The following is a 21,810-nucleotide window of genomic DNA, read 5'->3' on the forward strand; positions in this document are numbered from 1 at the left end:
AACGATTGCGATCGACGCGAGGAATATGCGTCACCCTGAGGAATGTGGACATGATTAAAGCTAATCCTGACGTCACGCCAAAGATCAAAGCGTTGATTGACGGTGTTGAGGTGAATGTTTCAGCGGGGACCACCATCCTCACCGCATTACGGTCTTTAGGTAAGGAAGTGCCGACGCTTTGCTATTCCGACCGCCTTGCTCCATACGGGGCGTGTCGCACTTGTCTAGTCGAGGTTGAAGGTCGCAAGCCAGTCGCATCATGCCATACACCTGTTGCAGCTGGTGCGCATTACAAAACCCATACGCCGCTACTCACGCGCCTTCGCAGAAATATCACCGAGCTGATTGTCAGCGACCACCCTCTTGAATGTCTGGATTGCACCGCCAACGGTCGATGTGACCTCCAGAAGTTAGCGCAGCAGGTTGGACTGCGCACGCCGCGTTATGAAAACCCGCGTGTACACACGCCTCCCAACGATGATTCGCATCCCTTCATCAAGCTGGAGATGAGCAAGTGTATCGGTTGCGGCAAATGCGCACGAGCGTGCGATGAAATTCAAGGATCATTTATTCTCGGAATGTCCGGCCGTGGGTATGACGTAAAAGTCATCGCAGGCAACGATACCAGTTTTGAAAAAGCTGATTGCGTCAGTTGCGGGCAATGTGTCTATGAGTGCCCGGTTGCTGCACTCGAAGAACCGGGAACGCGTCTCTTTGGCTTGCCGGATAAACAGGTGGCAACGACCTGCTCGTACTGCGGCGTAGGTTGCTCGTTGATCGTCAATGTGAAAGATGGCAGCGTCGTCAATATCGAACCCAACCCCAAAGGCTCCGCCAACAAAGGCCACACTTGTGTAAAAGGCCGATTCGCTCATCAATTTGCCCATTCAAAGGACCGCCTTCACACACCGTTGATCAAGGTGCGTAACGCGGATGGCTCCTCCGGCGGTTTTCGTGAGGCGTCCTGGGACGAAGCTCTGGATTTGATTGCCCGAGAATTTACGAAGACAAAACAAAAGTACGGCCCGGATAGCTTTGCGGCTATCAGTTCATCTCGCTGCACCAATGAAGAAAACTACCTGATGCAGAAGTTCGCACGGGTAGTCATGGGCACCAACTCGATCGACAACTGCTCACGTGTCTGTCACTCCCCTTCCGCCCATGCGCTGGGACAAGCCTTGGGAACAGGTGCGGGGACCAATAGTTTTCAGGATGTTCATGAGTCGGATGTCATCATGATCGTCGGGGCGAACCCGACCGAAGCCCACCCGGTGTTTGGTGCTCGCATCAAACAGGCGGTACTCAAGGGTTGCAAGCTCATCATTCTCGACCCTCGAAACACTGAGTTAGCCAGACTCAGCGACGTACATATTCCGCTCCGTCCCGGATCAAACGTGGCCGTCATCAATGCGATGCAGCATGTATTGATTACCGAAAATCTGATCGATCCCGACTTCATCGCACAGCATACGGAGGGCTACGAACAACTCCGAAAGGAAATCGCGGACAGCACCCCGGAATGGGCAGCCGAGATTGCTGCAGTTGAGCCGGAATTAATTCGTCAGGCTGCCCGTCTTTATGCCAGCGGTGCGGCGGCCCAGATTCTCTGGGGCCTAGGGGTCACTGAGGCCGGACATGGATCGAACGCGGTTTTCGGGTTGATCAACATGGCGGCCATGACTGGAAATATCGGTCGGCCGGGGACAGGAACCAATCCGATCCGCGGCCAGAACAACGTCCAGGGGGCCAGTGATGTCGGTGCCCTGCCAAATGTCTTCAGCGACTACCGTGCAGTTACAGACCCACAGGCGCGTGCGGATCACCGTGCAATCTGGGGTATCGAGCCGCCATCGAATAAAGGATTGCGCATACCCGATATGTTTGACGCAGCCCACCGCGGCAACCTCAAGGTGATGTACATCCTCGCGGAGGATGTCGCGCAATCAGATCCAAACACCGCGCATGTCCTGAGCGCACTCGAATGCCTTGAGTTTCTTGTCGTTCAAGACATCTTCATGAATGAAACAGCCAAGTTAGCTGATGTTGTACTACCGGGTACGACGTTTCTGGAGAAAAGCGGAACCTTCGTAAATAGCGACCGCCGCATTCAACGTGTGCGACAGGCCATCGAACCACGTCCGGGCACGAGAATTGATGCCGATATCACCAATCAAATCGCAAGAAGGATGGGCGTGGACCTTCAGGCGGACAACGGGCCTGGCACACCTGTCAATCCTTCGAAAGTCATGGATGAGCTATCACGCCTGACTCCCAACTGGGGCGGAGTCAGCTACGAACGCTTGGAAAAACTCGGATTCCTCCAATGGCCCTGTTACAACAAGGATCATCCGGGGACAGAAATCGTACATCAGGATGGCAAGACGCTGCGGCCAAACCAAAAGGCCAAACTAACCGTTACCCACTGGCAGGAACCAGGCGAACTGCCGGATGCGGAATATCCATTCATGCTCACAACCGGACGCATGCTCTTCCACTACAACGTGGGGACAATGACACGCCGCACGGATGTTTCACAACTGCAACGGGCGCGAGAGGAAACACTACGTATCCACCCAAGCGATGCCCGACGGCTCAAAATTACACAAGGAGAAATGGTGCTCGTGACATCGCGTCGTGGCTCAGTCAAGGTTAAAGCAGAAATTACACGCGCCACAAATCCCGGTACGTTATTCATGACTTTTCACTTTCCTGAATCACGCACAAATTTGCTCATCAGCAGCGCGGTGGATGAATTTACGGGTTGCCCGGAGTACAAGGTCAGTGCAGTCAGAGTAGAGAAGATTGAAAAAGCAGACCCATCTGCGCCTCTTCGATCAATGACGGGAGCCAGCGAGGAATTAGCAGGGACAAGATTGAAACCCAACGGCTGATCGTTGGAAAAATATCGCTTACAAATCTTGTTACTGAATTGATGATTGTCCGAGTTGAGATATGAAAGTCATGACTCCCACGCTAACAGTCTGATCCTTCACTTAACCCTTTATCTGATTGAGTTGGGCAGTCAATAACCGTGCAATGGATTCTTTCACGGGTTCAGGTTGTCATCCAGAAGGCATACCAACCATGCGGAGTTCTGATCAATGAGCAGCGGTGGTCCCAATCATGCATCCGCAGCTCGTGAGGTACTCCGTATCGACGGCACGCAATCCTCTCGCACCAGCGATAGGCTCGCCATCGAGGAGCCTCTGGAAATTCGCATCGGTAATGAACCGCTTTCGATCACCATGCGTACACCCGGTCACGATACAGAGCTTGCAGCAGGCTTTTGTTTCACTGAAGGTCTCGTGCGACATGTTGATGATCTCGAAAGTGTCGAAATGTGCGGAGAGGCGACATTCGGCAATGTCGTCATCGTCAAGCTCAGCGATGAAGTGTTGAATCAACGGGCGGCCAAGATCCAGTCCGCGAGACGAGACATCTACATGTCCAGTTCGTGCGGTCTCTGCGGAAAGCAGACTCTCGACCGTATCGAACAGCACATTCCACCTATCCATGGGAAGTTTTGCGTCTCCAGCAACGTGCTCGACACCCTGCCGGAAATTATGCGCAAGTCCCAGGCGACCTTTGACCAGACCGGCGGCCTTCATGCGGCAGGCCTTTTTACCCCGACAGGTGAGTTGCGCGTGATACGTGAGGATGTCGGCCGGCATAATGCTGTGGATAAGGTTGCCGGTTGGGCGGTGCTGACGAATCAGATTCCACTCGATCCGGCGATTCTGCTTGTGTCCGGTCGGGCAAGCTTTGAAATCATCCAAAAAGCTGCGATGGCAGGCATTGCGATGGTGTGTGCCGTCAGCGCCCCAAGTGGGCTGGCGGTGGACTTCGCAGCCCGTGTGGGCATGACACTGGTGGGATTCCTGCGTCCCGGTCGAATGAATGTGTATCACGACCGAGGGCGCATTACTCAGTAGACCTGTGATTTTGTTGCATCGCCTACGACTGAGTTTTACACGCGATTATTCCCGGATAAAGTTTCCTCCGCATGGCCGAACTCCTCCTCCCCGCAGCCGAGCGAAAACCACTACCGCTCTGGCGTAACTTCAATTTTCAGATTCTCTGGCTCAGCGTGGCTGCGGCTGGTTTCGGCGACCGCTTCATCCATATCGCGGCGTGGTCCATGCTCGGGTATTACGTCACGGGTTCGCAGGGGGCGAGTATCACGGCTGGCGTTTCGTTCTTTTTCTTTCTTCCCTATGTGATCCTCGGAACTCCCGCCGGCTGGCTGGCTGACACGCTACCGAGAAAGTGGATCATGTTCAGTTGCGATCAAGGTCGCGCTATCGTGCTGTTTACCGCGATGGCTCTGGCCCCAGCAGGCGCACTGGTTGCGCTGCCTGTCGAACACCACTGGAAAATCTATGCGCTCGTCGCAGCCGTCGGAGCGCTCGCCGCAATTTTCAGCCCCGCCAAAGCCGCGACGGTGCCTCAGGTGGTCCCTGCCAATCAACTTCAGCCGGCCAATGCCATCGTTCTGGGCATTGCCGTCATTGCGTCGCTCATCGGCTACGTTATCGGTGAACGGATCATCAGGGAATCGTCCGTTAAGGTTGGCCTGAAGTTCGGCGGGGCTGTGTTCGTCGTCAGTGGAATGCTTTTCGCATTTCTTCGATTACCCAAACGGGAAACCGCGGATCGCCCTGAGCGTGGCGAATTCCGTCGAATGATTGACGCTGCTACCTACACGATTCAACATAAACCGGTCTTCGATCTCACACTGCTGACGGTGCTTTTCTGGGCGGCAGCCAATGCATTTCTCGCTGCCATCGCTGCACTATGCAAGTCGCGATACAACTATCCCGAAGGCACCGCCACCATGATGGCGGTTCTTGGTTCGGGAATGCTCGCCAGCAGCGTTTGGGTCGCGTGGATAAATGCTCGCCGTGAATCAAGCTGGTTTGCGATGATCAACATCATCCTCTCGGGTATTGCCATTTTCGCAGTGTCGCTGAGTCGTTCGTATGGACTAGGCCTGGTTCTCGCCTTTGCGGTCGGATTTTTCGGTAATGCGGCCATGATTATCGTGGCGACACTGACACAATCGATCGCTCCGAACTACATCCGTGGTCGGGTCTTCGGCGTGAGAGACTTTGTTTCCACCGCATCGGCGGTCGCCGTTAATCTGGTTATCTGGCTTTTACCTGATGCCGACATCTGGATGGTACCGGCACTTTATGTTCTGGCAGCTCTGTTGATTTTTGTCGGCGCTCGCGGGTTGTGGTCTCAGATATCACGAGGTCCATTACCAGATCCCTCAACCAATATTTTTGCTCGGATCGATCGCTCTTATGCCTTGGTCTGGCATCGCTTGAAATGGATTGGCCGCGAAAATGTACCAACAACAGGCCCTGTTATTCTCGCTGCCAACCATACTGCGGGAGTTGATCCTTTCCTGATGCAGGCTGCTGTGCCGCGGCTTATTCGATGGGTAATGCTCGACACATATCGCTACCGCTTCGCCAATGTGTTATGGAACGCGATCAATCCCATCGCGATCAATCACAGCACGGGGGACCTGTCAAAGCTCCGTCGCGTTCTTGAAGCTCTGACCGCGGGTGGAGTTGTCGGTCTCTTTCCTGAAGGCGGGATACAGCCGTCAGACCGTGAGCTTCAACCCTTTCAACCCGGAATCGCCATGCTCGCCGTGCGTAGCGGAGCGATAATCGTGCCGGTCTGGATCGATGGAACACCTATATCTAGGCGGATGCTGTGGCATTTCGTGATGCCAAGTCGATCACGAGTTATTTTCGGCAAGCCTTATAAACCCGATCCCCAACAGGATTATCACGCCATCGTAGATGATTTAAGACAACGGATGCTGGATCTGGCAAACAGTATGCCTTGATAGCGCTGTTCACATACACGGGGGCAACGGCAAAACATGACGCTTGCAACTGTCCGCATGTCATCTGTAATCTGTCACTCTTAACTCATGGAGGCTCTTATGGCTCGTCCCGTCACACTCTTTACCGGTCAATGGGCTGATCTTTCGTTTGAAACCATCTGCCAGAAGGCGAAATCCTTCGGATACGACGGTCTTGAACTCGCCTGCTGGGGCGATCACTTCGAGGTCGATACGGCTCTCAAGGACAAGAACTACTGCAAGAAGAAATGGGAGATTCTCAGCGACCACGGTCTCACCGCGTATGCCGTGTCATCGCACCTGGTCGGTCAGGCCATCTGCGACAACATCGACGAGCGACACAAACTGATACTGCCCTCTGATGTTTGGGGCGACGGCGACCCCGAAGGAGTTCGGAAGCGCGCCGCGAAGAAAATGATGGATACTGCCAAAGCATGCCGGTTGTTCATCAACGCCAAACCTAAAGAAGCAGGTCGTAAGGCATTCCCTGCTGTCGTTAACGGCTTCACCGGCTCATCGATCTGGCACAGTATTTATGCGTTCCCTCCCACGGATCAGAATTATTGGCAAAAAGGCTTCGACGACTTCGCCAAGCGCTTCAAGCCGATTCTCGCGGAGTTTGATAAGCAGGACGTGAACTTCGCGTTAGAAGTCCATCCGACGGAAATCGCATTCGATATCGCATCGGCACAGCGAGCGGTAGAGGCTGTCGGACGACATAAACGATTCGGATTTAACTACGATCCCTCACACCTGGGTTATCAGGGTGTGGACTATGTGAAATTCATTCGTACCTTTGGGGACCGCATCTATCACGTACATATGAAAGATGTCTGGTGGGGACACGGTGATGGCACCATCGGCGTGTTCGGCGGACACGTCAGTTTTGCTGATGCGCGACGATACTGGGATTTCCGTTCATTGGGTCATGGCGATATCAAGTTCGAGGACATCATCGTCGCACTAAATGACGTTGGCTATGCGGGGCCGCTCAGCGTCGAGTGGGAAGACAGCCGTATGGACCGTGAACATGGCGCGACCGAGGCTGCTGCGTTTGTGAAACGTGTGGACTTCAAACCGTCGCAGATCGCCTTTGACGCGCAGTTTGATCGTTAAGCTGGCACCTGACAGCAAAAGTCACGAATGAACTGATGAGCGTGATGGCCATCCCGTCACTCCGGGATGCGCCATACCTTCACTTTTGTACAATCCTTCCGTCATGGGTAACCCCTACATCATCTGGGCGGTCATCTTTCTAGGCGTCGCACTGGTACTTTTTTTCTGTGAGGTATTCATCCCGTCAGCGGGAATCATTGGAATCGCTGCCGCATCGTGTCTGGTCATTGGCATCGTTTTGTTATTCAAGGTCGATACCACTGTGGGGCTTGTCGGTGCGTTGATCGCTATCCTTTGCTTACCGCTGCTGTTCTTTGTCGCGATCACGCTCTGGCCCAACACTCCGATTGGAAAAATTCTCACGCTCAATCATCAAACCAAGCCGGAGCAGTCGCTCGACTCGACCGGACGGATGGCCGTTTCCACAACCGGGCCGACGGCTGGCACCAAGGGAACCGCGTTGACTGACCTTCGCCCCGTGGGAATCTGCCTCATTAATAGTCAACGTGTCGAGTGCCTGGCTGACGCTGGCGTAATTCGTTCCGGAACTGCGATAAAGGTCGTACTCAATGACGGGATGCAGGTAAAAGTACGACCTGATGAATCCTGAATCTTCGTGATGGTAATGTTGAACGCCCGCTGAAAACTTTAGCGGTCAACACTTGAGCAATGAATTGCAGCGAATCAGGAACCCAGTGCGGTAACACGCTCGCTGGTAGTGCCGATCGACGTAATGCGGATACCAAAGTTTTCACCGACCTTAACGGCAACTCCCCTGCCGATCACTTTGTTATTGGCCAGAAGCTCCAATTCATCTTCGGCAGACTTGGTCAACTCAAGTATTGCGCCGGGGCCAAGCGCTAGCACGTCATCCATCGGCAGGAATCGCTCCCCTACCTGGACGATGACCGGCACAGTAAGCTTGAGAATTGTCTGCAAATCTGTGGGCATGTGGTCATTATCGGCTGGGCTGTTTATTCGTCTTGACGAGGATTGTTGTTGGTGCGGACGCATGACTCCGCGTCAATCGTAGCGGCAACCAAATGCCCGCTCAGCCAGATCCACTGCTTTCGCCAGAGCTGCTGCCTTATTAACCGTCTCCTGATGTTCCGCGTCAGGGTCACTGTCAGCCACGATACCCCCACCAGCCTGTAGATGAACGATCCACGGCTTTTTTCCCTTGTCATGACCCACACTCGCTGCGGCAGGCATGATGACCATGGTCCGAAGTGCAATGGCCATATCCATATTGCCCGCGAAATCAGCATATCCCACCGCACCGGCATATGGACCCCGCCTTGCCGGTTCCAGCTCGTCAATAATCTGCATTGCGCGCACTTTCGGAGCACCGCTGACCGTGCCGACCGGCAGAGCGGTACGCAGAGCATCCCAGCACGTAGCACCATTGCGCAGTTTGCCAGTGACCGTCGAACTGATGTGCATGACGTGGCTATAACGCTCGACCACCATCACATCCGGCAAGTTGATTGATCCTGGTTCCGCGACACGGCCAACATCGTTGCGTCCCAGATCAACCAGCATGATGTGTTCCGCACGCTCTTTGGGGTCGGCAAGCAGTTCTCTTTCCAACGAATCATCTTCCGTCTTATCCGTGCCACGTCGACGAGTTCCAGCTAATGGCCGATTCGTTACCACGCCATTGTGTACCCGACACAAAATTTCCGGACTCGATCCAACCAACATGCCGCCTGCAATCTGGAGATAGAACATGTATGGAGACGGATTAACGATGCGCAGAGCGCGGTAGATATCGAACGGGTCCACTGCGGTACGTAACTCGAATCGCTGGCTGGGAACAACCTGAAAAATATCTCCAGCGGCGATGTATTCCTTCGCCTTGAGCACCGCCTTCTGATAGCCTCCAGCCCCCATATTGCTCGCAGGTAGCCTGGGTGGCGGACTTGCAAGGTCAACATCTCCAACTTCCAACTCCGCGGTGCCCGGAGCTAATCGCGGCGGTGTTTCTATACGGGTTACTAGATCGTCCAGTTCCCGGGACCCGTGGTGATACGCAGCTTCGATCGAGTCGAATTGATCTACCAGCACGTTCGTGATGACGAGCGTCGTTTTTTGAACATGGTCAAACGCTACAAGTTGTCGGTACATCCCCATGTGCAAATCAGGCAGCCGACGATCATCGCGCGGCGGAGAAGCAAGTTTTTCGCCTTCGAGATAACGCACCGTGTCATAGCCTGCGAATCCAACCCAGCCGCCCGTGAAATCCGGCAGGCCGGGCAACGCTGCGTAACGGTCATGGCTTGTCAGTTTGTGTAATTCAGCCAAAGGATCATCACTGTGGAATTGCTTCGATCGTTCAGGACGATCCCGATCAATGAACTGAACCTCGCGATCATGCGCGATGATCTGCAACTGCGGCTGCGCACCGAGAAAACTGTAACGACCTATACGATCTCCCCCGACAACCGACTCGAAAAGAAAACTGGGAGCCATCCGCTCGTCTGGCCGAACAAGCCGTCGATAGGCGATCACAGGGGTGATCTGATCACTGACCAATCGTCGGAACATGGGCACGACACGACTGCCAATGGAATGACGAGATACTCCAGTAGCACGATCCGGCACTTCGAGCGATTGTGCGAGTCGAGTAAAGGTTACGAGATCAGGCAGATAGTAAGGCATGGTGGTGTTGAAAGTTACGAGGAATAGATCAACGGATACACGTGACGCGTTTACATTGCGGTCATCGCCACATCACTTGATCTCGCCACCACCGGACGTCCATGGTTTCTCGCTTATTCGTAGAGGCTTACTCTGTCGGTCGTCGCTGCATGGTCGTTTAAGTCAACAGCCAGTGTTTACGGTTCACTCATCGAGCGGCTCGGATTCGATATTGGCCGCTTCGCCCTTGGCTTTCTTTTCGTGATACTTTTTCAGCCAGGTTTCCCAGCTTTTACCTGCTGCGGTATCACGACCGGAAAAAATCAGGCGCGTAATCTGTTGATATTTCACATGTATTCGCTCGTTACTGTCTCGAGGAATCAGCCGAACGTAAGGTTCCGGAACATCACTGCGGCGATCAAAGATGTAACCCTCAATGACCTTACCTTCGCTGGTGTGAATGGTTACGTCACCTCGGTAATCAAACGCCTGATCCATAGCTTCCCGCCGCTCGGCCTCGGTCGCCAGTGCGGGGATCGCGCCTTCATACGTAATCCGAGATGGAGCCGAGGATTCAGCCATGGAACAATATTTTACGACAAGTCAGACTTAGACGCATCTGGAACAATACTGGCAGCCGTACTTCAATTGCATCGTCGAATCGCGGATCGATGAAATCAATCCCTTTGAACGGTTCTTTCAAGTTTTCAGGTGTAGAGATCGGCAGAAGGTAGGCGGCTATGTCCATCCGAGCCACTGATTTTTCTTCTTATGGCTCCCATGACTCTTGACATCGCGGGCGATTCCATCAACACTAGCATGCGTTCACATGGAGGTGAACCCTATGAATGAATCATCTGCTGCTGTTTCTTCTTCTCCCGTCCACTTGAGCCGCGAACAAATTCTTCAGGTAACAGCGAATTGCCTGCGAGATTACGGCTACGACGCGACAACGATCCGGAAAATTGCCGGCCAACTCGGCTGTGCGGTGGGATCGATTTACCGTTACTTCACCGACAAGCGAGAGCTGTTATCAATCGTAACACAGCAGATGCTTGAGCCGGTTGCAGTAATGGCCCAACAGGGAGCGCAAATAGAACAATCGGTGCGGATGTACCATCAGGTCGCCTCGCACATGCCGGAGACCTACAGGCTGATGTTCTGGCTGGTCTGCCCGGAAATGCCCACCGCAGACACCGATGCAACTAAGCTGCCGGAGATCGTGCAACAAACTATCGATTGCTGGGCTGAAAAGATCGGGATGGCTTCCGCTCAGACCGTCTGGGCATTAGTCCATGGCTTCATCCTGATGGGACGCGATGCTGACGCAATGCTCGCGGTGGTCCAGCCAATCTGGAAGTCCGCGGAACGATCGAAAACCATTCCCGTGTCCAAAGCGAATAGACCGACGATGGACGAATCATCAGAAGAATCATCGGTAGCAGAACCAAGCATCGTCATTCTGGCGAAAGAACCGATGATGCCGAGTTCAGACCGTGCGACAGCCGGACACCGACCCGTTGCGATTACCAGCGACACAGTTCCGGCAGGTCAGGCCGACGATGTGTGTCTGCTTTGAATTGCTGTTCAATCCTGAACCACGTCTGACATGATGGGTGTGTATCGCCGCTTTTTTTTGGTTCTGACTCCATCAGCAGAGGCAACCACATCCCAATCAATACTCACTTGCGATCTGTTTCCTGCCATCGCTAAACTTCGCGCATGACCGATGAATCGCTCACACTGTCCTGTCCAGCCAAGGTAAATCTCGCACTGTCCATCGGTGCTCCACTGGCTAACGGCTACCACCCGATCGCCAGTTGGATGGTCGCGGTGCAATTTGCTGATCTGCTGACGGTATCACGGTCAGATGCAGCCGCTTCCCAATTCAGTATTCGGTTTGACGCTCAAGCACCTGTTCCCGGCACGGTTGATTGGCCTCTGGAAAAGGACCTGGCATATCGAGCACTCGGATTGCTTGAGCAACATGTGGGGCGAAATCTGCGGGTCAAGGTTGACCTGCAAAAGCGGATACCTGCCGGGGCTGGCCTTGGCGGCGGTTCGAGCGATGCAGCAGGAATGCTCGTTGGCATCAATCGACTTTTCAAGCTCAATCTCGCTCCTGAGGTCTTACAAGAACTGGCTCAAAAACTAGGCAGTGATGTCGCGTTTCTCGTTGGAGCCTTGGCAGGACGGTCGTCCGCCCTAGTTACCGGTCTGGGTGAAATGCTCGCACCGCTGCAATTAACGGATGCCTTGCACCTCGTGCTGATTTTCCCGACCTTCGGCTGCCCTACAGGTGAGGTGTACCGAGCTTTTGATCAACTCCATCGAAAAGGGGATTTACGTATCGCTGATGAGGAACGTGTAAGAGCCTTAGCGGCCAAACAACCGCTGACCTCTGATGCGCCATTCAATGACTTGGCGGAGCCTGCATGTATGGTTCGACCAGCGTTGCGCCAAATCGTCGAACGGATTGGCACAATCGCTCGTCTTCCTGCCCACATTACTGGATCTGGATCCACGATATACGTCCTCACATCCGACGAATCATCCGCTCAAGCGATAGCGGAAAAGGTCACCAGTACGACTAATCTCGCGGCGATTGCGACACGCACTCTTTAAAGCACAAGCTATTTCACACGGCTCTCTACCAGCATTCGTTTTCCCTCCGATAGCTGTCGAAGTGGGTCCAGATACGTCTGCGCATTTATCGCAAGAACTCGTTGATATTCCTCCCGTGCAGCGAATAAATCGCCGAGTTGCCACAGAAGATCCGCCAGATGCAGACGATCGGAAAGGTTGTATGGATTTCGCTGGGTCAGTCTCTGCCACAGCGAGACCGCTTCACGCATGCGTTGTTCCCGATTGAGGAATCGACCGATGGATTCGACGATTTGAGCCTGCGTACGTTGAAAAGAAAAATCGTCAAGCACCGCAGGAGGCAGCCGCCATTCGACCAGAACACTATCCAGCAATTTCCCAGCCTGTTGCAGATCACCGTTGTCAGCTTCGCGGGAGGCTTCCTCCAGACTTAACCGCATGATCTCAACCGCCGGACGAGGGTCCGTAGGTAACACGTCGAACGCCTGGCGTAATAAGCTCTGAGCTTGAGCGATGCGGTTTTTCTGTAATGCGCTCGCGGCATCTCGCAAGTCGCGTTGTTGCTGCGTAACGGGAATTGCAGCGGCAAAGATCAATACGACAGCAACAATAACAAAAATCAGCGGATTTACCCAATACCATTTCATCCTCGATGTTTTCGAAGTGATATTTCCCGCAGCAGCCCCGACGATCATGAACGCCAGTATCACAGCTCCCTGATGGTAAAAGGTCATCTCAATCTGACTATGAATCAGCAGCACAAGCGCAGCCATCGCGAGAGCTGGACCGATCCATTGCTCTTTCATGACACCTGGTGAAAGAAACAACGACATGACGAGTACGAATCCCGCAGCACTCATGATCCAGACTATCGCGGGTAGAAATGAAAGCATTTCACGTAGGTAGATGTATTGTGTGCCGAAAACGGCGAGCCCAAGACCACCTGCCCACAGCAGATCACTAATCCTGATTTCCAATGGCGGCGGTCGAGAGGATTCAACCGACTCTTCACGAAATCCCATCACTGCACCGCGAAATGATCGGAAGAGCCACCAAACCAATAACACTACCCAGGCTATCCCACCCAAGCCAAGCATGACTGCAAAGTCAATTTCGACGTTGTGGGTGCTTGTCACCTCCTCTGGGTTGAGCGGATTCTTGTAAAAGGAATAGAGACTCTGAAAGTTACCGGGGCCGACGCCTAATACCCGGCGAAGCGGCGGCGCGGCTGGATCGGCCATTATCCGTACTGCGGCTTGCCAATACTGGTATCGAAAGAGCAAGCTCCGCTCGCCATCGGCAGTCTTTGGTGGCCCAATGGCTCCTCGGATCAATACCGCAGCACACACACCCATTACACAAACAATCGCAATAAACGGCATCACGCGAACGCCGAACAGTCTGTGCCGTAATTTCCAGAACGCCGCCAGAAGCAATAATCCAAGCAAGGTAACTCCTGCTGCACCTTTAGAGAGGGTCAGCGACACTCCGACGATCGCTGCGCTCCCCAGCAATAGCGGCAGCACAGCACGAGACCATCTTCGCGCGGAAAGCCATCCCGCAGCCAACGTCATACTCAACAGGGTTAATGCTGCGAGAATGGAACCGAAGACATTGGACAGTCCGTAATATCCCGTCGCATCAGGTGAGCGGAGGCGACGTTCGTACATCAGGGCTTGAGGCGATCCGGGGGCCCAGCCACGCGAATGGAGAATTTCACCCATTTGATCGGTGAACATTTTTACCAAGTCAGGATAATCCACCGTTACATACCAGATCGCTTTGGCCGCCAGAGGCACGATGAGAGCCATCAGTCCCGCCACAATCATGCGCCGTTGCCGCTCATGCTGCGCAAGATGCATCATGGCTACGCCTGTGCTCACCGCTGCGATCCAGATCGAACACCGCCAAAGACTCTCCGCATGACGTGGTATGTGATAGAAACTCGCAGCAATGCCGACGAGTGCTAAACCACAGGCAGGGAATGAAACTTTTTTTTGTTTGAGGGCGTGAAACAGGAGTGCCAGTGCAGCAAGCGCGACTGAAGTGACGTTAAGCCACATGATTGTCGTAGGCCCAAGCTCGGTGATCGAAGTCTGAGAAAGCTCGCTGCGTGGATCACTGGCCCAGTAAAGATCGGGTGAGATCGAAATCAGTGACTGTATAAAAACAATCGCAAGTGTCGCCAACGTAACTGCGGACAGACCATGTTCGACCAACGCGTGCATCCGCGAGGGTGGAGTGTCTGTTAAATCTTGCCGAATTGCTGGCATAGGTAGAGTCTAATCTACCTGACATGCTTCGATGGCTGGAGGTTCGAGATCCTCTTCTGCACAGAGGTTCGGCACGTTACCTGTTGCGCAAAAAAATCCCCCTCGGTTGGTGGGGGCCGAGGGGGAGGAGGGGGAAGGAAGCGTTGTTGATCGGATCGTCCAGACCCGTGTCCGCGGATCGCGGATCAGTCCTTTGCCACCAGCCTTGCTTTACTCCCGCTCCGGGGCGAGGCTGGCATGTCCTCCATAACGTTCAACTCATCCGTGGCGCTTGCCTTCCTCAGGCGGTTCAGGGCATCAGTAGTTTGTTACCAATGCTGTTTCAGAAATCCGAGCGATTTACCGCCCGCATACGTTTCGCTCGGTATTGGTTTCCGGTTTACGAACAACCCATGGAGTTCCCGCAATTAAGACACTTGTAGCAGGTGCCGCTACGCACCGTGATGGTTCCGCACACGTCACAGGCGGGAGCATCAGCCTGCATCTCTTTCATAGCGGTGATCAATGCGGCACTGTTGGTTCCGCCGGCTTTGGCTGGCGTCTCACTGCCTACTGACTCAACTTTGGTGGAAACACCTTTGGCATTGGTCAGTGTGGACGGATCATCAATCACAATCCGTCGCGGCGGGTCCACACCACGATCTGAGCTGACTTCGGGGAGGCCCCCCGCCACCTTAGCCGCGTGTCGAGAGTCAAGGTCAGGCTTCACCGCTGGTGGATTCGATGATTGAGTAATAGCCTCAGCTTTGAGTTTCGCTTCTGAATTATCCGACTCAACAGGGCTACCCGTTCGCTTAGGCGTACGCTGCGGCGCATTCGCCTCGCGATAGCCGGGGATGAACTCCATCCCCATCCAACGGAAGATGTAATCGACGAGACTCTTGGCGAATGGAATCTCAGGATTGTGCGTCATACCAGCCGGATCAAAGCGCTGGTGGGTGAACTTATTCACCAGTGACTCAATCGGCACGCCATACTGGAGTGCCACGCTGATCGCGGTACCCAGTGAGTCCATCAGTCCGCCGATCGTTGAGCCTTCCTTGGCCATGGTGATGAACAACTCACCGGGACGGTGATCGTCATACAAGCCAACGGTCAGATAGCCCTCATGACCCGCGACGTTGAACTTATGCGTCAAGCTGCGCCGTGTGTCGGGTAAACGGCGACGCAGCGGCCGCTCAACGATCCTCTCAACAATTCGTTCCGGCTCCTGCGAAACTGCCAGCGTTGCCGCAGGAGAACTCGACAGTACCCCGCCAAGGTGGGCAACTTGCGATGCCACTTCTTCCTTGGCTTCCTCGATTTGTACGGAATCTTCCTCCTCGTCATCCGAATCAGCTTTGGAGTTAAGTGGCTGACTGAGTTTGCAGCCGTCTCGGTAGAGCGCGTTGGCTTTGAGCGCCAACTCCCAGGACAGACGATACGCAGCCTTGATGTCGTCCACACTCGCCGAATTAGGCAGGTTGATCGTCTTACTGATCGCGCCGCTGATGAACGGCTGGGCAGCAGCCATCATCCTGATGTGGCCATCGGCTGGGATGAACCGCTTACCCAACGGGCCGCACGTATTCGCGCAGTCGAAGACCGGAATGTGCTCTTCCTTGAGATGAGGCGCTCCCTCGACCGTCTGTGTTCCGCAGATGACTCGGTTAAGAGCTGCGATCTGCTTTTTCTTCATCCCCAGTGAGCGGAGCAAGCTGAAGCCAGGCTTATTTGATGCCGCAGTCAGGCCAAGTCGCGCGATGGTTGGATCGCCCAGCGTCCACTTTGTAAACGCATGCGGCAACTCGAACACGGTCGGCAGCGCATCTGTGAGCTTTTTCAGGTCATCATTATCGAGACCTTTAGACTTGAGGAAAGACGCGAATGATTGTCCGGTCTTTTCTGCCCCCGTTCGTGATGAGCTGAATGTGCCATGCTCATCCGGCATGGGTGTCTCAAGCGACAACGAACCCAGAAGATACCGCATGATGTCGCGGACCTGGCTATCGCTGTAACCCAGCGTCACCAATGCTGGTTCGACTGACTGGTTTGCAATTTTGAAGTACCCGCCACCGGCAAGCTTTTTGAACTTCACCAGTGCGAAATCAGGTTCGACACCAGTCGTATCACAATCCATGAGTAAGCCGATCGTGCCTGTAGGCGCGATGACGGTCGTCTGGGCATTGCGGTAGCCGTGATGAGTACCCTGCGCCAGAGCGTCATCCCATGAAGCGCGGCAACGACGGAGTAAATCCGACTGGTTGGCCAGATGGCCGCCGATACCCGCCTGCTTTTCGAGGTATTCTGCTTCAATCGGTACGGGCTTGATTTCCAGCCCCTCGTAATCGCCGAGGTTATGGTGCTTGGCGATATCGGAATCGCGCGAGACGCCATACGCGGCACGGCGGTGATTCCGCATCACACGGAGCATGTGCTCGCGGTTCTTGTAATAACCGGGGAACGGCCCAAGCTCCGCAGCCATTTCCGCACTGGTCGCGTAGCTGCGTCCGGTGAGGATGGCAGTCAGAGCACCGCAGATCGCCCTCGCTTCTTCACTGTTATAGGGAATACCAGCCTGCATCAGCATGGCACCGATATTGGCATAGCCCAGACCCAGAGTGCGGAATTCGTAGCTGAGACGCGCGATTTCCTTAGAAGGAAACGCTGCCATCAGCACGCTGATTTCCAGCACGATCGTCCACAGTCGGATGGCGTGTTCGTAAGCATCAACATCGAACATCCGTGTCTTGGCGTCATAGAACGTCAGCAAGTTGAACGACGCGAGATTACAGGCTGTGTTATCGAGGAACATGTACTCGCTGCACGGATTGCTCGCGTTGATGCGGCCGCTCGCGGGGCAGGTGTGCCATTCGTTGATCGTGGTGTCGTACTGCACGCCCGGATCGGCGCAGCGCCACGCGGCATAACCGATTTGTTCCCACAGATAACGCGCTGGGATGGTTCGGGCAGTCTTGCCGTCGATTCGCCGGATCAGTTCCCAGTCACCACCTTCATCGAGCCGTTTGAAAAACTCGTTGCTGATACGTATCGAATTGTTTGAGTTCTGACCGCTGACGGTCAGATAGCTTTCGCCATTAAAGTCATAGTCCAGATGCAACCCAAGGCGGTTAGCAGTCTCTTTTTGTTCCGGAGAAAGGTGCTTGGCACCCTCAACCAAAGCGGCAACCTTGATTTCCTCGCGGACTTTCCAGTTGATGAATGCCTCGATGTCCGGGTGATCCATATCAAGGCAGACCATTTTGGCGGCTCGGCGAGTCGTGCCGCCGGATTTGATGGCTCCGGCGGCACGATCACCGATCTTCAACCAGCTCATGAGTCCGGAACTTTTTCCCCCGCCGCTAAGCGGTTCGTCTTCTCCTCGGAGCTTGGAGAAATTAGTACCGGTCCCCGAACCGTATTTGAACAAGCGTGCCTCGCGCACCCAGAGGTCCATGATCCCGCCGGGGTTCACAAGGTCATCGTCGATGCTCTGAATGAAGCAGGCATGCGGCTGCGGATGCGAGTAGGCGTCGTCCGCCAGCTTTACCTCGCCCGTGTTCGGATCGACGATCCAGTGCCCCTGAGCCGGCCCGGTAATGCCGTAAGCAAAGTGAAGGCCGGTATTGAACCACTGAGGACTATTAGGCGCACACATCTGCGTGAGCATCATGTACGCCAACTCATCATAGAATGCCTGCGCATCCTCGCGGGTATCAAAGTAGCCGTGCTTTTCACCCCACTGACGCCAGCATCCCGCCAGCCGATGGATGACCTGACGCGCGGATTTTTCCGGGCCGGTCACCGGCCTGCCCTTCTCGTCAAGCATCGGCTTGCCCTGCGCATCCACCTGCGGGACACCGGCTTTACGGAAGTATTTTGAGACCATGATGTCAGTCGCAAGCTGCGACCACGACGCGGGAACCTGCGCGTCGTTCATCTTGAATACCGTTGAGCCGTCGAGATTTGAAATTTTGCTCGACCGCGTCGTCCACTCGACACTCTGGTAAACGTCCTTTCCAGCCTTGGTGAACTTGCGTGTGATTTTCATGCTGCACTACCCCGCGTCTAGCCGTTTATGAATGAATCGCCGGCATCCGTACCAGCGAAATAATTTCAACCTTGAACCCGATCCCTGCTCCCAGCCAAGTTCAACAAATCTATTCTGCGTGTGGCCATTGCCGTCCGCTGCTCGATTGACTCATGCAAGCGGAGTTAACTTCGCCTGCCTCGTTTCGAAGCATCCGCGCTTCGGACGAGTCGCCTGGTGTTCTCCTTTACGTCATCAAAAGCGAAGAGTTCCTTCGCAAGTCCGTCCAGCACACCGATGATGGATTTCCCCGCATCGCAAAACTTTCCTGCCCAGCAATTCGCACAGGATGATTTATGTTCGTTGAGTTTGATCTCAAACAGCTCAAGCTCGCGTTCTACCTGTTGACGTCGATTCATTTCAACTCGCATGGTTGGCAGTGTCGCCGTCTGGTATCAGGCCTGCACAGCTTGTTACACGGCCTCGTTGCACTCTAGTTCGACATTTGGAAAAGTCCGATGTTCGTCGCGAGTCATGTCAATCCACCTTCGGTAGCACCAATCCCTGCTGATCCTGATATTTACCTTTCTTGTCCGCGTAGCTCACGGCGCAGACCCGGTCTGCCTTAAGGAAAATCATCTGCGCGATGCCCTCATTGGCGTAGATCTTTGCCGGCAACGGCGTGGTATTGCTGATTTCGATTGTGACCTTGCCGCGCCATTCGGGTTCCAAGGGTGTCACGTTCACGATGATGCCGCAGCGAGCATAGGTTGATTTACCCACGCATATCGCCAGCACATCTCGCGGGATCGTAAACGTCTCGACTGTCTCAGCCAGCGCGAATGAGTTCGGCGGGATGATGACGTGATCCCGGCCGGTATCAATCGTGTTCACCGTGACAAATGAATCGTCATCAAAATGTTTGGGATCAACGACGGATGTTCCGCCATGAGCCGGCACGTTCGTGAAGATCTTAAAAAGCGTACCGACGCGAACGTCGTAACCATAAGACGAAACACCAAACGACACTTTGCCGGGACGCTTGATGTTTTCTTCGAACGGCTCGATTGATACAAGCTCACGAATCTGGCTGTCACAAAGAACCGGCATCTGAAACCTCCCTCTTGGTTCACCTACTCCTGACGGCTCGTATCCACCATTGCGTGACGTCGATCAGCGCTCAGCCTCCTTGCCTCGAGCGACGCATTCAAGTCCCAAATCTCCGACGGAACAAAAACCCATCACATCAAACACCACAACCATCCCGTCACGATCGGGTATCGGCCGCTGCATCACATTCCATTGTTGACCAGACCCGCCTATGAAGACCCTGAGTCGCCCATTCTCAAAAACCTACCGAACCAACTCTGATCCGAGCACGTCTGATCCGAACACACTGGGCACCCGGACCACCATCGCGTTGACTTAGAAGCAACGCATATTCACCATCCATCGCCGCACTGTCGGGCACTCGGAACTCACCTGACCACTTACCTGTTACAGACTGTCAAGACGCAGCGGATTCCGAGGGTCTGGAACGGAGCCTTTTTTGATCCCGTTCCACCCGACTGTCAGAGTGTTCGTTCCGCCAGTTGCGAAAATCGAACACTTGTGACGCGATGGGCATCCTACCACTATATCTTGTGGTCGCAACCGAATTCTTTACCAAATATTGTGGATGTTACCATCCGCTGTGCTCTAAGCTCCAGACATACCGTACGTTAATCAAAGCGAAAAATTTCTGCAGGGTCAAACAGGATTGATGGAGTGACAGGAGGAGAACAATTTTTCCACAATTGTCGAACCAATCTCTCGGCGAGAAAATCATCCTGAAAACTATATTTTTGCCGCGATCAGCACTGGAGAAGCAGTTTTTATGCTGTTCATCTCTGCGATTGAGGCTTGGTTCATCCAATAACCCGTCCTCACCTGACCTTTAGCTACGGTTGCTTAAAGTCGATAGTGCATGCACGTTTTCTCAAGGTCAGTCGGGCTATCCTTAGTCAATGTGACTTACATATTTGCCGCAATCCTTCCTTTCCAGTAGAAATACTGAATTCCCCGCAGGTGCGAGGAACTTCACAGGGAATTTCACTCATGGCCGCAAACTACAACAACGGTATTCATCTATTCACCAGCGAATCGGTTTCGATGGGCCACCCCGACAAGGTGGCTGACCAGATTTCAGATGCGGTACTCGACAGCCTGATCGCCGCTGATCCATATGCTCGTTGTGCATGTGAAACCCTCTGCACAACCGGCCTGGTTGTCGTGGCTGGTGAAGTCACCGTTCATAACGACGCGGGTATCAAGGCGCTCGACAGAGTTGAGCAAACCGTGCGCAACACACTCCGTCGCATTGGCTATACCGACCCGGCCATGAAGTTTGACGCTGAGTCCTGTGCAGTCATCCGCACGTTGCATGGTCAGTCAGCCGACATTGCCATGGGTGTGGATCGCGAAGGCGCAGGCGATCAAGGCTTGATGTTTGGATTCGCCTGCCGTGAGACGCCGGAACTGATGCCGCTGCCGATTTATCTTTCGCACCGACTCGTCGAACGACAGGCATACGTGCGTGAAAAAAATCTCATCAGGGGCCTGCGTCCTGACGCCAAGAGTCAGGTAACCGTTGAGTACAAGGGTAAGGATCCGCTGCGTATCCACACCGTCGTCCTCTCGACGCAGCATACGCCTGAGTGGAACGGCAAGAAAAAGCAGGCTGAGCTGAAGAAACAGGTCATCAAGCACATCATTGAACCGGTCATGCCCAAGAAGCTTTACGATCCGCGGAACGTGGTGATCCACGTCAATCCGACCGGGCAATTCGAGATCGGCGGCCCTCACGGCGACACTGGACTTACCGGTCGCAAAATCATCGTGGACACGTACGGCGGACGCGGCTGCCATGGCGGTGGCGCGTTTTCGGGCAAAGATCCGACCAAGGTTGACCGCTCGGCCAGCTATATGGGGCGCTACATCGCCAAGAACGTCGTTGCCGCTGGCCTGGCCGACGTGTGCGAAGTTCAGCTCGCCTATGCAATCGGCGTTGCTGACCCCATCAGCGTCCTCGTAGATACACAAAGCACCAACCACATCGACGAGGCGAAGATTCAGGAATTGGTGAAGAAGTGCTTCCCGCTGACGCCTAAAGGCATCATCAAGCACCTCGATCTCCGTCGCCCGATCTATGAAGAAACCGCACGTCACGGCCACTTTGGTCGCCCCGGCTTTTCATGGGAAAAGACGGACCTGGCGAAGGAACTGGCAAAGGGTGCAGGTTTCTAAAC

The 21,810-nt window shown here is 54.2% G+C and carries 15 protein-coding genes; 8 read left to right on the forward strand and 7 right to left on the reverse strand.

Annotated elements, in window-relative coordinates; translation table 11 throughout:
* Positions 1 to 50 precede the first annotated feature (50 nt).
* From fdhF to IT444_09460, 5 genes are all read left to right on the forward strand, one after another.
* Positions 51 to 2,891: a formate dehydrogenase subunit alpha gene (gene fdhF / locus IT444_09440; GenBank protein MCC7192988.1), complete on the forward strand. Its 2,841-nt coding sequence runs from the start codon at positions 51 to 53 to the stop codon at positions 2,889 to 2,891.
* A gap of 210 nt (positions 2,892 to 3,101) precedes the next feature.
* Entirely contained in the window at positions 3,102 to 3,932 is an 831-nt protein-coding gene (fdhD, locus tag IT444_09445; GenBank protein MCC7192989.1) for a formate dehydrogenase accessory sulfurtransferase FdhD, read from the forward strand.
* A gap of 71 nt (positions 3,933 to 4,003) precedes the next feature.
* On the forward strand, positions 4,004 to 5,863 hold the full coding sequence (locus IT444_09450; GenBank protein MCC7192990.1) for an MFS transporter: 1,860 nt from the start codon (positions 4,004 to 4,006) through the stop codon (positions 5,861 to 5,863).
* Between the two features lie 99 nt (positions 5,864 to 5,962).
* A complete protein-coding gene (locus IT444_09455; GenBank protein ID MCC7192991.1) occupies positions 5,963 to 6,997 on the forward strand; it encodes a sugar phosphate isomerase/epimerase in 1,035 nt (344 codons plus the stop codon).
* Positions 6,998 to 7,100: 103 nt separating this feature from the next.
* Positions 7,101 to 7,607: a hypothetical protein gene (locus tag IT444_09460; GenBank protein ID MCC7192992.1), complete on the forward strand. Its 507-nt coding sequence runs from the start codon at positions 7,101 to 7,103 to the stop codon at positions 7,605 to 7,607.
* A 74-nt stretch (positions 7,608 to 7,681) separates the two neighbouring features.
* Here the strand turns inward: IT444_09460 and IT444_09465 are convergent, their stop codons facing one another.
* From IT444_09465 to IT444_09475, 3 genes are all read right to left on the reverse strand, one after another.
* Positions 7,682 to 7,948, reverse strand: coding sequence for a FliM/FliN family flagellar motor switch protein (locus IT444_09465; protein ID MCC7192993.1), 267 nt, complete (start codon positions 7,946 to 7,948; stop codon positions 7,682 to 7,684).
* Between the two features lie 72 nt (positions 7,949 to 8,020).
* Entirely contained in the window at positions 8,021 to 9,658 is a 1,638-nt protein-coding gene (trpE, locus tag IT444_09470; GenBank protein MCC7192994.1) for an anthranilate synthase component I, read from the reverse strand.
* Positions 9,659 to 9,841: 183 nt separating this feature from the next.
* On the reverse strand, positions 9,842 to 10,219 hold the full coding sequence (locus tag IT444_09475; protein ID MCC7192995.1) for a hypothetical protein: 378 nt from the start codon (positions 10,217 to 10,219) through the stop codon (positions 9,842 to 9,844).
* Positions 10,220 to 10,481: 262 nt separating this feature from the next.
* Here IT444_09475 and IT444_09480 point away from each other — a divergent pair, with 262 nt between their 5' ends.
* Together IT444_09480 and ispE are read left to right on the forward strand one after the other, a co-directional pair.
* Positions 10,482 to 11,216: a TetR/AcrR family transcriptional regulator gene (locus tag IT444_09480; GenBank protein MCC7192996.1), complete on the forward strand. Its 735-nt coding sequence runs from the start codon at positions 10,482 to 10,484 to the stop codon at positions 11,214 to 11,216.
* Positions 11,217 to 11,359: 143 nt separating this feature from the next.
* On the forward strand, positions 11,360 to 12,262 hold the full coding sequence (ispE, locus tag IT444_09485; GenBank protein MCC7192997.1) for a 4-(cytidine 5'-diphospho)-2-C-methyl-D-erythritol kinase: 903 nt from the start codon (positions 11,360 to 11,362) through the stop codon (positions 12,260 to 12,262).
* 8 nt (positions 12,263 to 12,270) lie between these two features.
* Here the strand turns inward: ispE and IT444_09490 are convergent, their stop codons facing one another.
* The 4 genes from IT444_09490 to IT444_09505 form a co-directional block, all read right to left on the reverse strand.
* The gene (locus IT444_09490; protein ID MCC7192998.1) at positions 12,271 to 14,514 is read right to left on the reverse strand and encodes a hypothetical protein; all 2,244 of its coding nucleotides are present in this window, start codon (positions 14,512 to 14,514) and stop codon (positions 12,271 to 12,273) included.
* Between the two features lie 379 nt (positions 14,515 to 14,893).
* Positions 14,894 to 18,544: an adenosylcobalamin-dependent ribonucleoside-diphosphate reductase gene (locus IT444_09495; GenBank protein ID MCC7192999.1), complete on the reverse strand. Its 3,651-nt coding sequence runs from the start codon at positions 18,542 to 18,544 to the stop codon at positions 14,894 to 14,896.
* Between the two features lie 164 nt (positions 18,545 to 18,708).
* Positions 18,709 to 18,942: a hypothetical protein gene (locus tag IT444_09500; protein MCC7193000.1), complete on the reverse strand. Its 234-nt coding sequence runs from the start codon at positions 18,940 to 18,942 to the stop codon at positions 18,709 to 18,711.
* A gap of 118 nt (positions 18,943 to 19,060) precedes the next feature.
* A complete protein-coding gene (locus tag IT444_09505; protein ID MCC7193001.1) occupies positions 19,061 to 19,633 on the reverse strand; it encodes a dCTP deaminase in 573 nt (190 codons plus the stop codon).
* Positions 19,634 to 20,620: 987 nt separating this feature from the next.
* On the opposite strand from IT444_09505, the gene IT444_09510 reads away from it, so the two are divergent.
* A complete protein-coding gene (locus tag IT444_09510; protein MCC7193002.1) occupies positions 20,621 to 21,808 on the forward strand; it encodes a methionine adenosyltransferase in 1,188 nt (395 codons plus the stop codon).
* The last annotated feature ends 2 nt before the right edge of the window (positions 21,809 to 21,810 follow it).

This window comes from Phycisphaeraceae bacterium, assembly GCA_020851465.1.
Lineage (GTDB): Bacteria > Planctomycetota > Phycisphaerae > Phycisphaerales > Phycisphaeraceae > JADZCR01.

Excerpts from the sequence above, each read along its gene's own strand:
- fdhF (MCC7192988.1), top strand. The coding sequence starts at position 51 with ATGATTAAAGCTAATCCTGACGTCACGCCAAAGATCAAAGCGTTGATT.
- fdhD (MCC7192989.1), top strand. The coding sequence starts at position 3,102 with ATGAGCAGCGGTGGTCCCAATCATGCATCCGCAGCTCGTGAGGTACTC.
- IT444_09450 (MCC7192990.1), top strand. The coding sequence starts at position 4,004 with ATGGCCGAACTCCTCCTCCCCGCAGCCGAGCGAAAACCACTACCGCTC.
- IT444_09455 (MCC7192991.1), top strand. The coding sequence starts at position 5,963 with ATGGCTCGTCCCGTCACACTCTTTACCGGTCAATGGGCTGATCTTTCG.
- IT444_09460 (MCC7192992.1), top strand. The coding sequence starts at position 7,101 with ATGGGTAACCCCTACATCATCTGGGCGGTCATCTTTCTAGGCGTCGCA.
- IT444_09465 (MCC7192993.1), bottom strand. The coding sequence starts at position 7,948 with ATGCCCACAGATTTGCAGACAATTCTCAAGCTTACTGTGCCGGTCATC.
- trpE (MCC7192994.1), bottom strand. The coding sequence starts at position 9,658 with ATGCCTTACTATCTGCCTGATCTCGTAACCTTTACTCGACTCGCACAA.
- IT444_09475 (MCC7192995.1), bottom strand. The coding sequence starts at position 10,219 with ATGGCTGAATCCTCGGCTCCATCTCGGATTACGTATGAAGGCGCGATC.
- IT444_09480 (MCC7192996.1), top strand. The coding sequence starts at position 10,482 with ATGAATGAATCATCTGCTGCTGTTTCTTCTTCTCCCGTCCACTTGAGC.
- ispE (MCC7192997.1), top strand. The coding sequence starts at position 11,360 with ATGACCGATGAATCGCTCACACTGTCCTGTCCAGCCAAGGTAAATCTC.
- IT444_09490 (MCC7192998.1), bottom strand. The coding sequence starts at position 14,514 with ATGCCAGCAATTCGGCAAGATTTAACAGACACTCCACCCTCGCGGATG.
- IT444_09495 (MCC7192999.1), bottom strand. The coding sequence starts at position 18,544 with ATGAAAATCACACGCAAGTTCACCAAGGCTGGAAAGGACGTTTACCAG.
- IT444_09500 (MCC7193000.1), bottom strand. The coding sequence starts at position 18,942 with ATGAATCGACGTCAACAGGTAGAACGCGAGCTTGAGCTGTTTGAGATC.
- IT444_09505 (MCC7193001.1), bottom strand. The coding sequence starts at position 19,633 with ATGCCGGTTCTTTGTGACAGCCAGATTCGTGAGCTTGTATCAATCGAG.
- IT444_09510 (MCC7193002.1), top strand. The coding sequence starts at position 20,621 with ATGGCCGCAAACTACAACAACGGTATTCATCTATTCACCAGCGAATCG.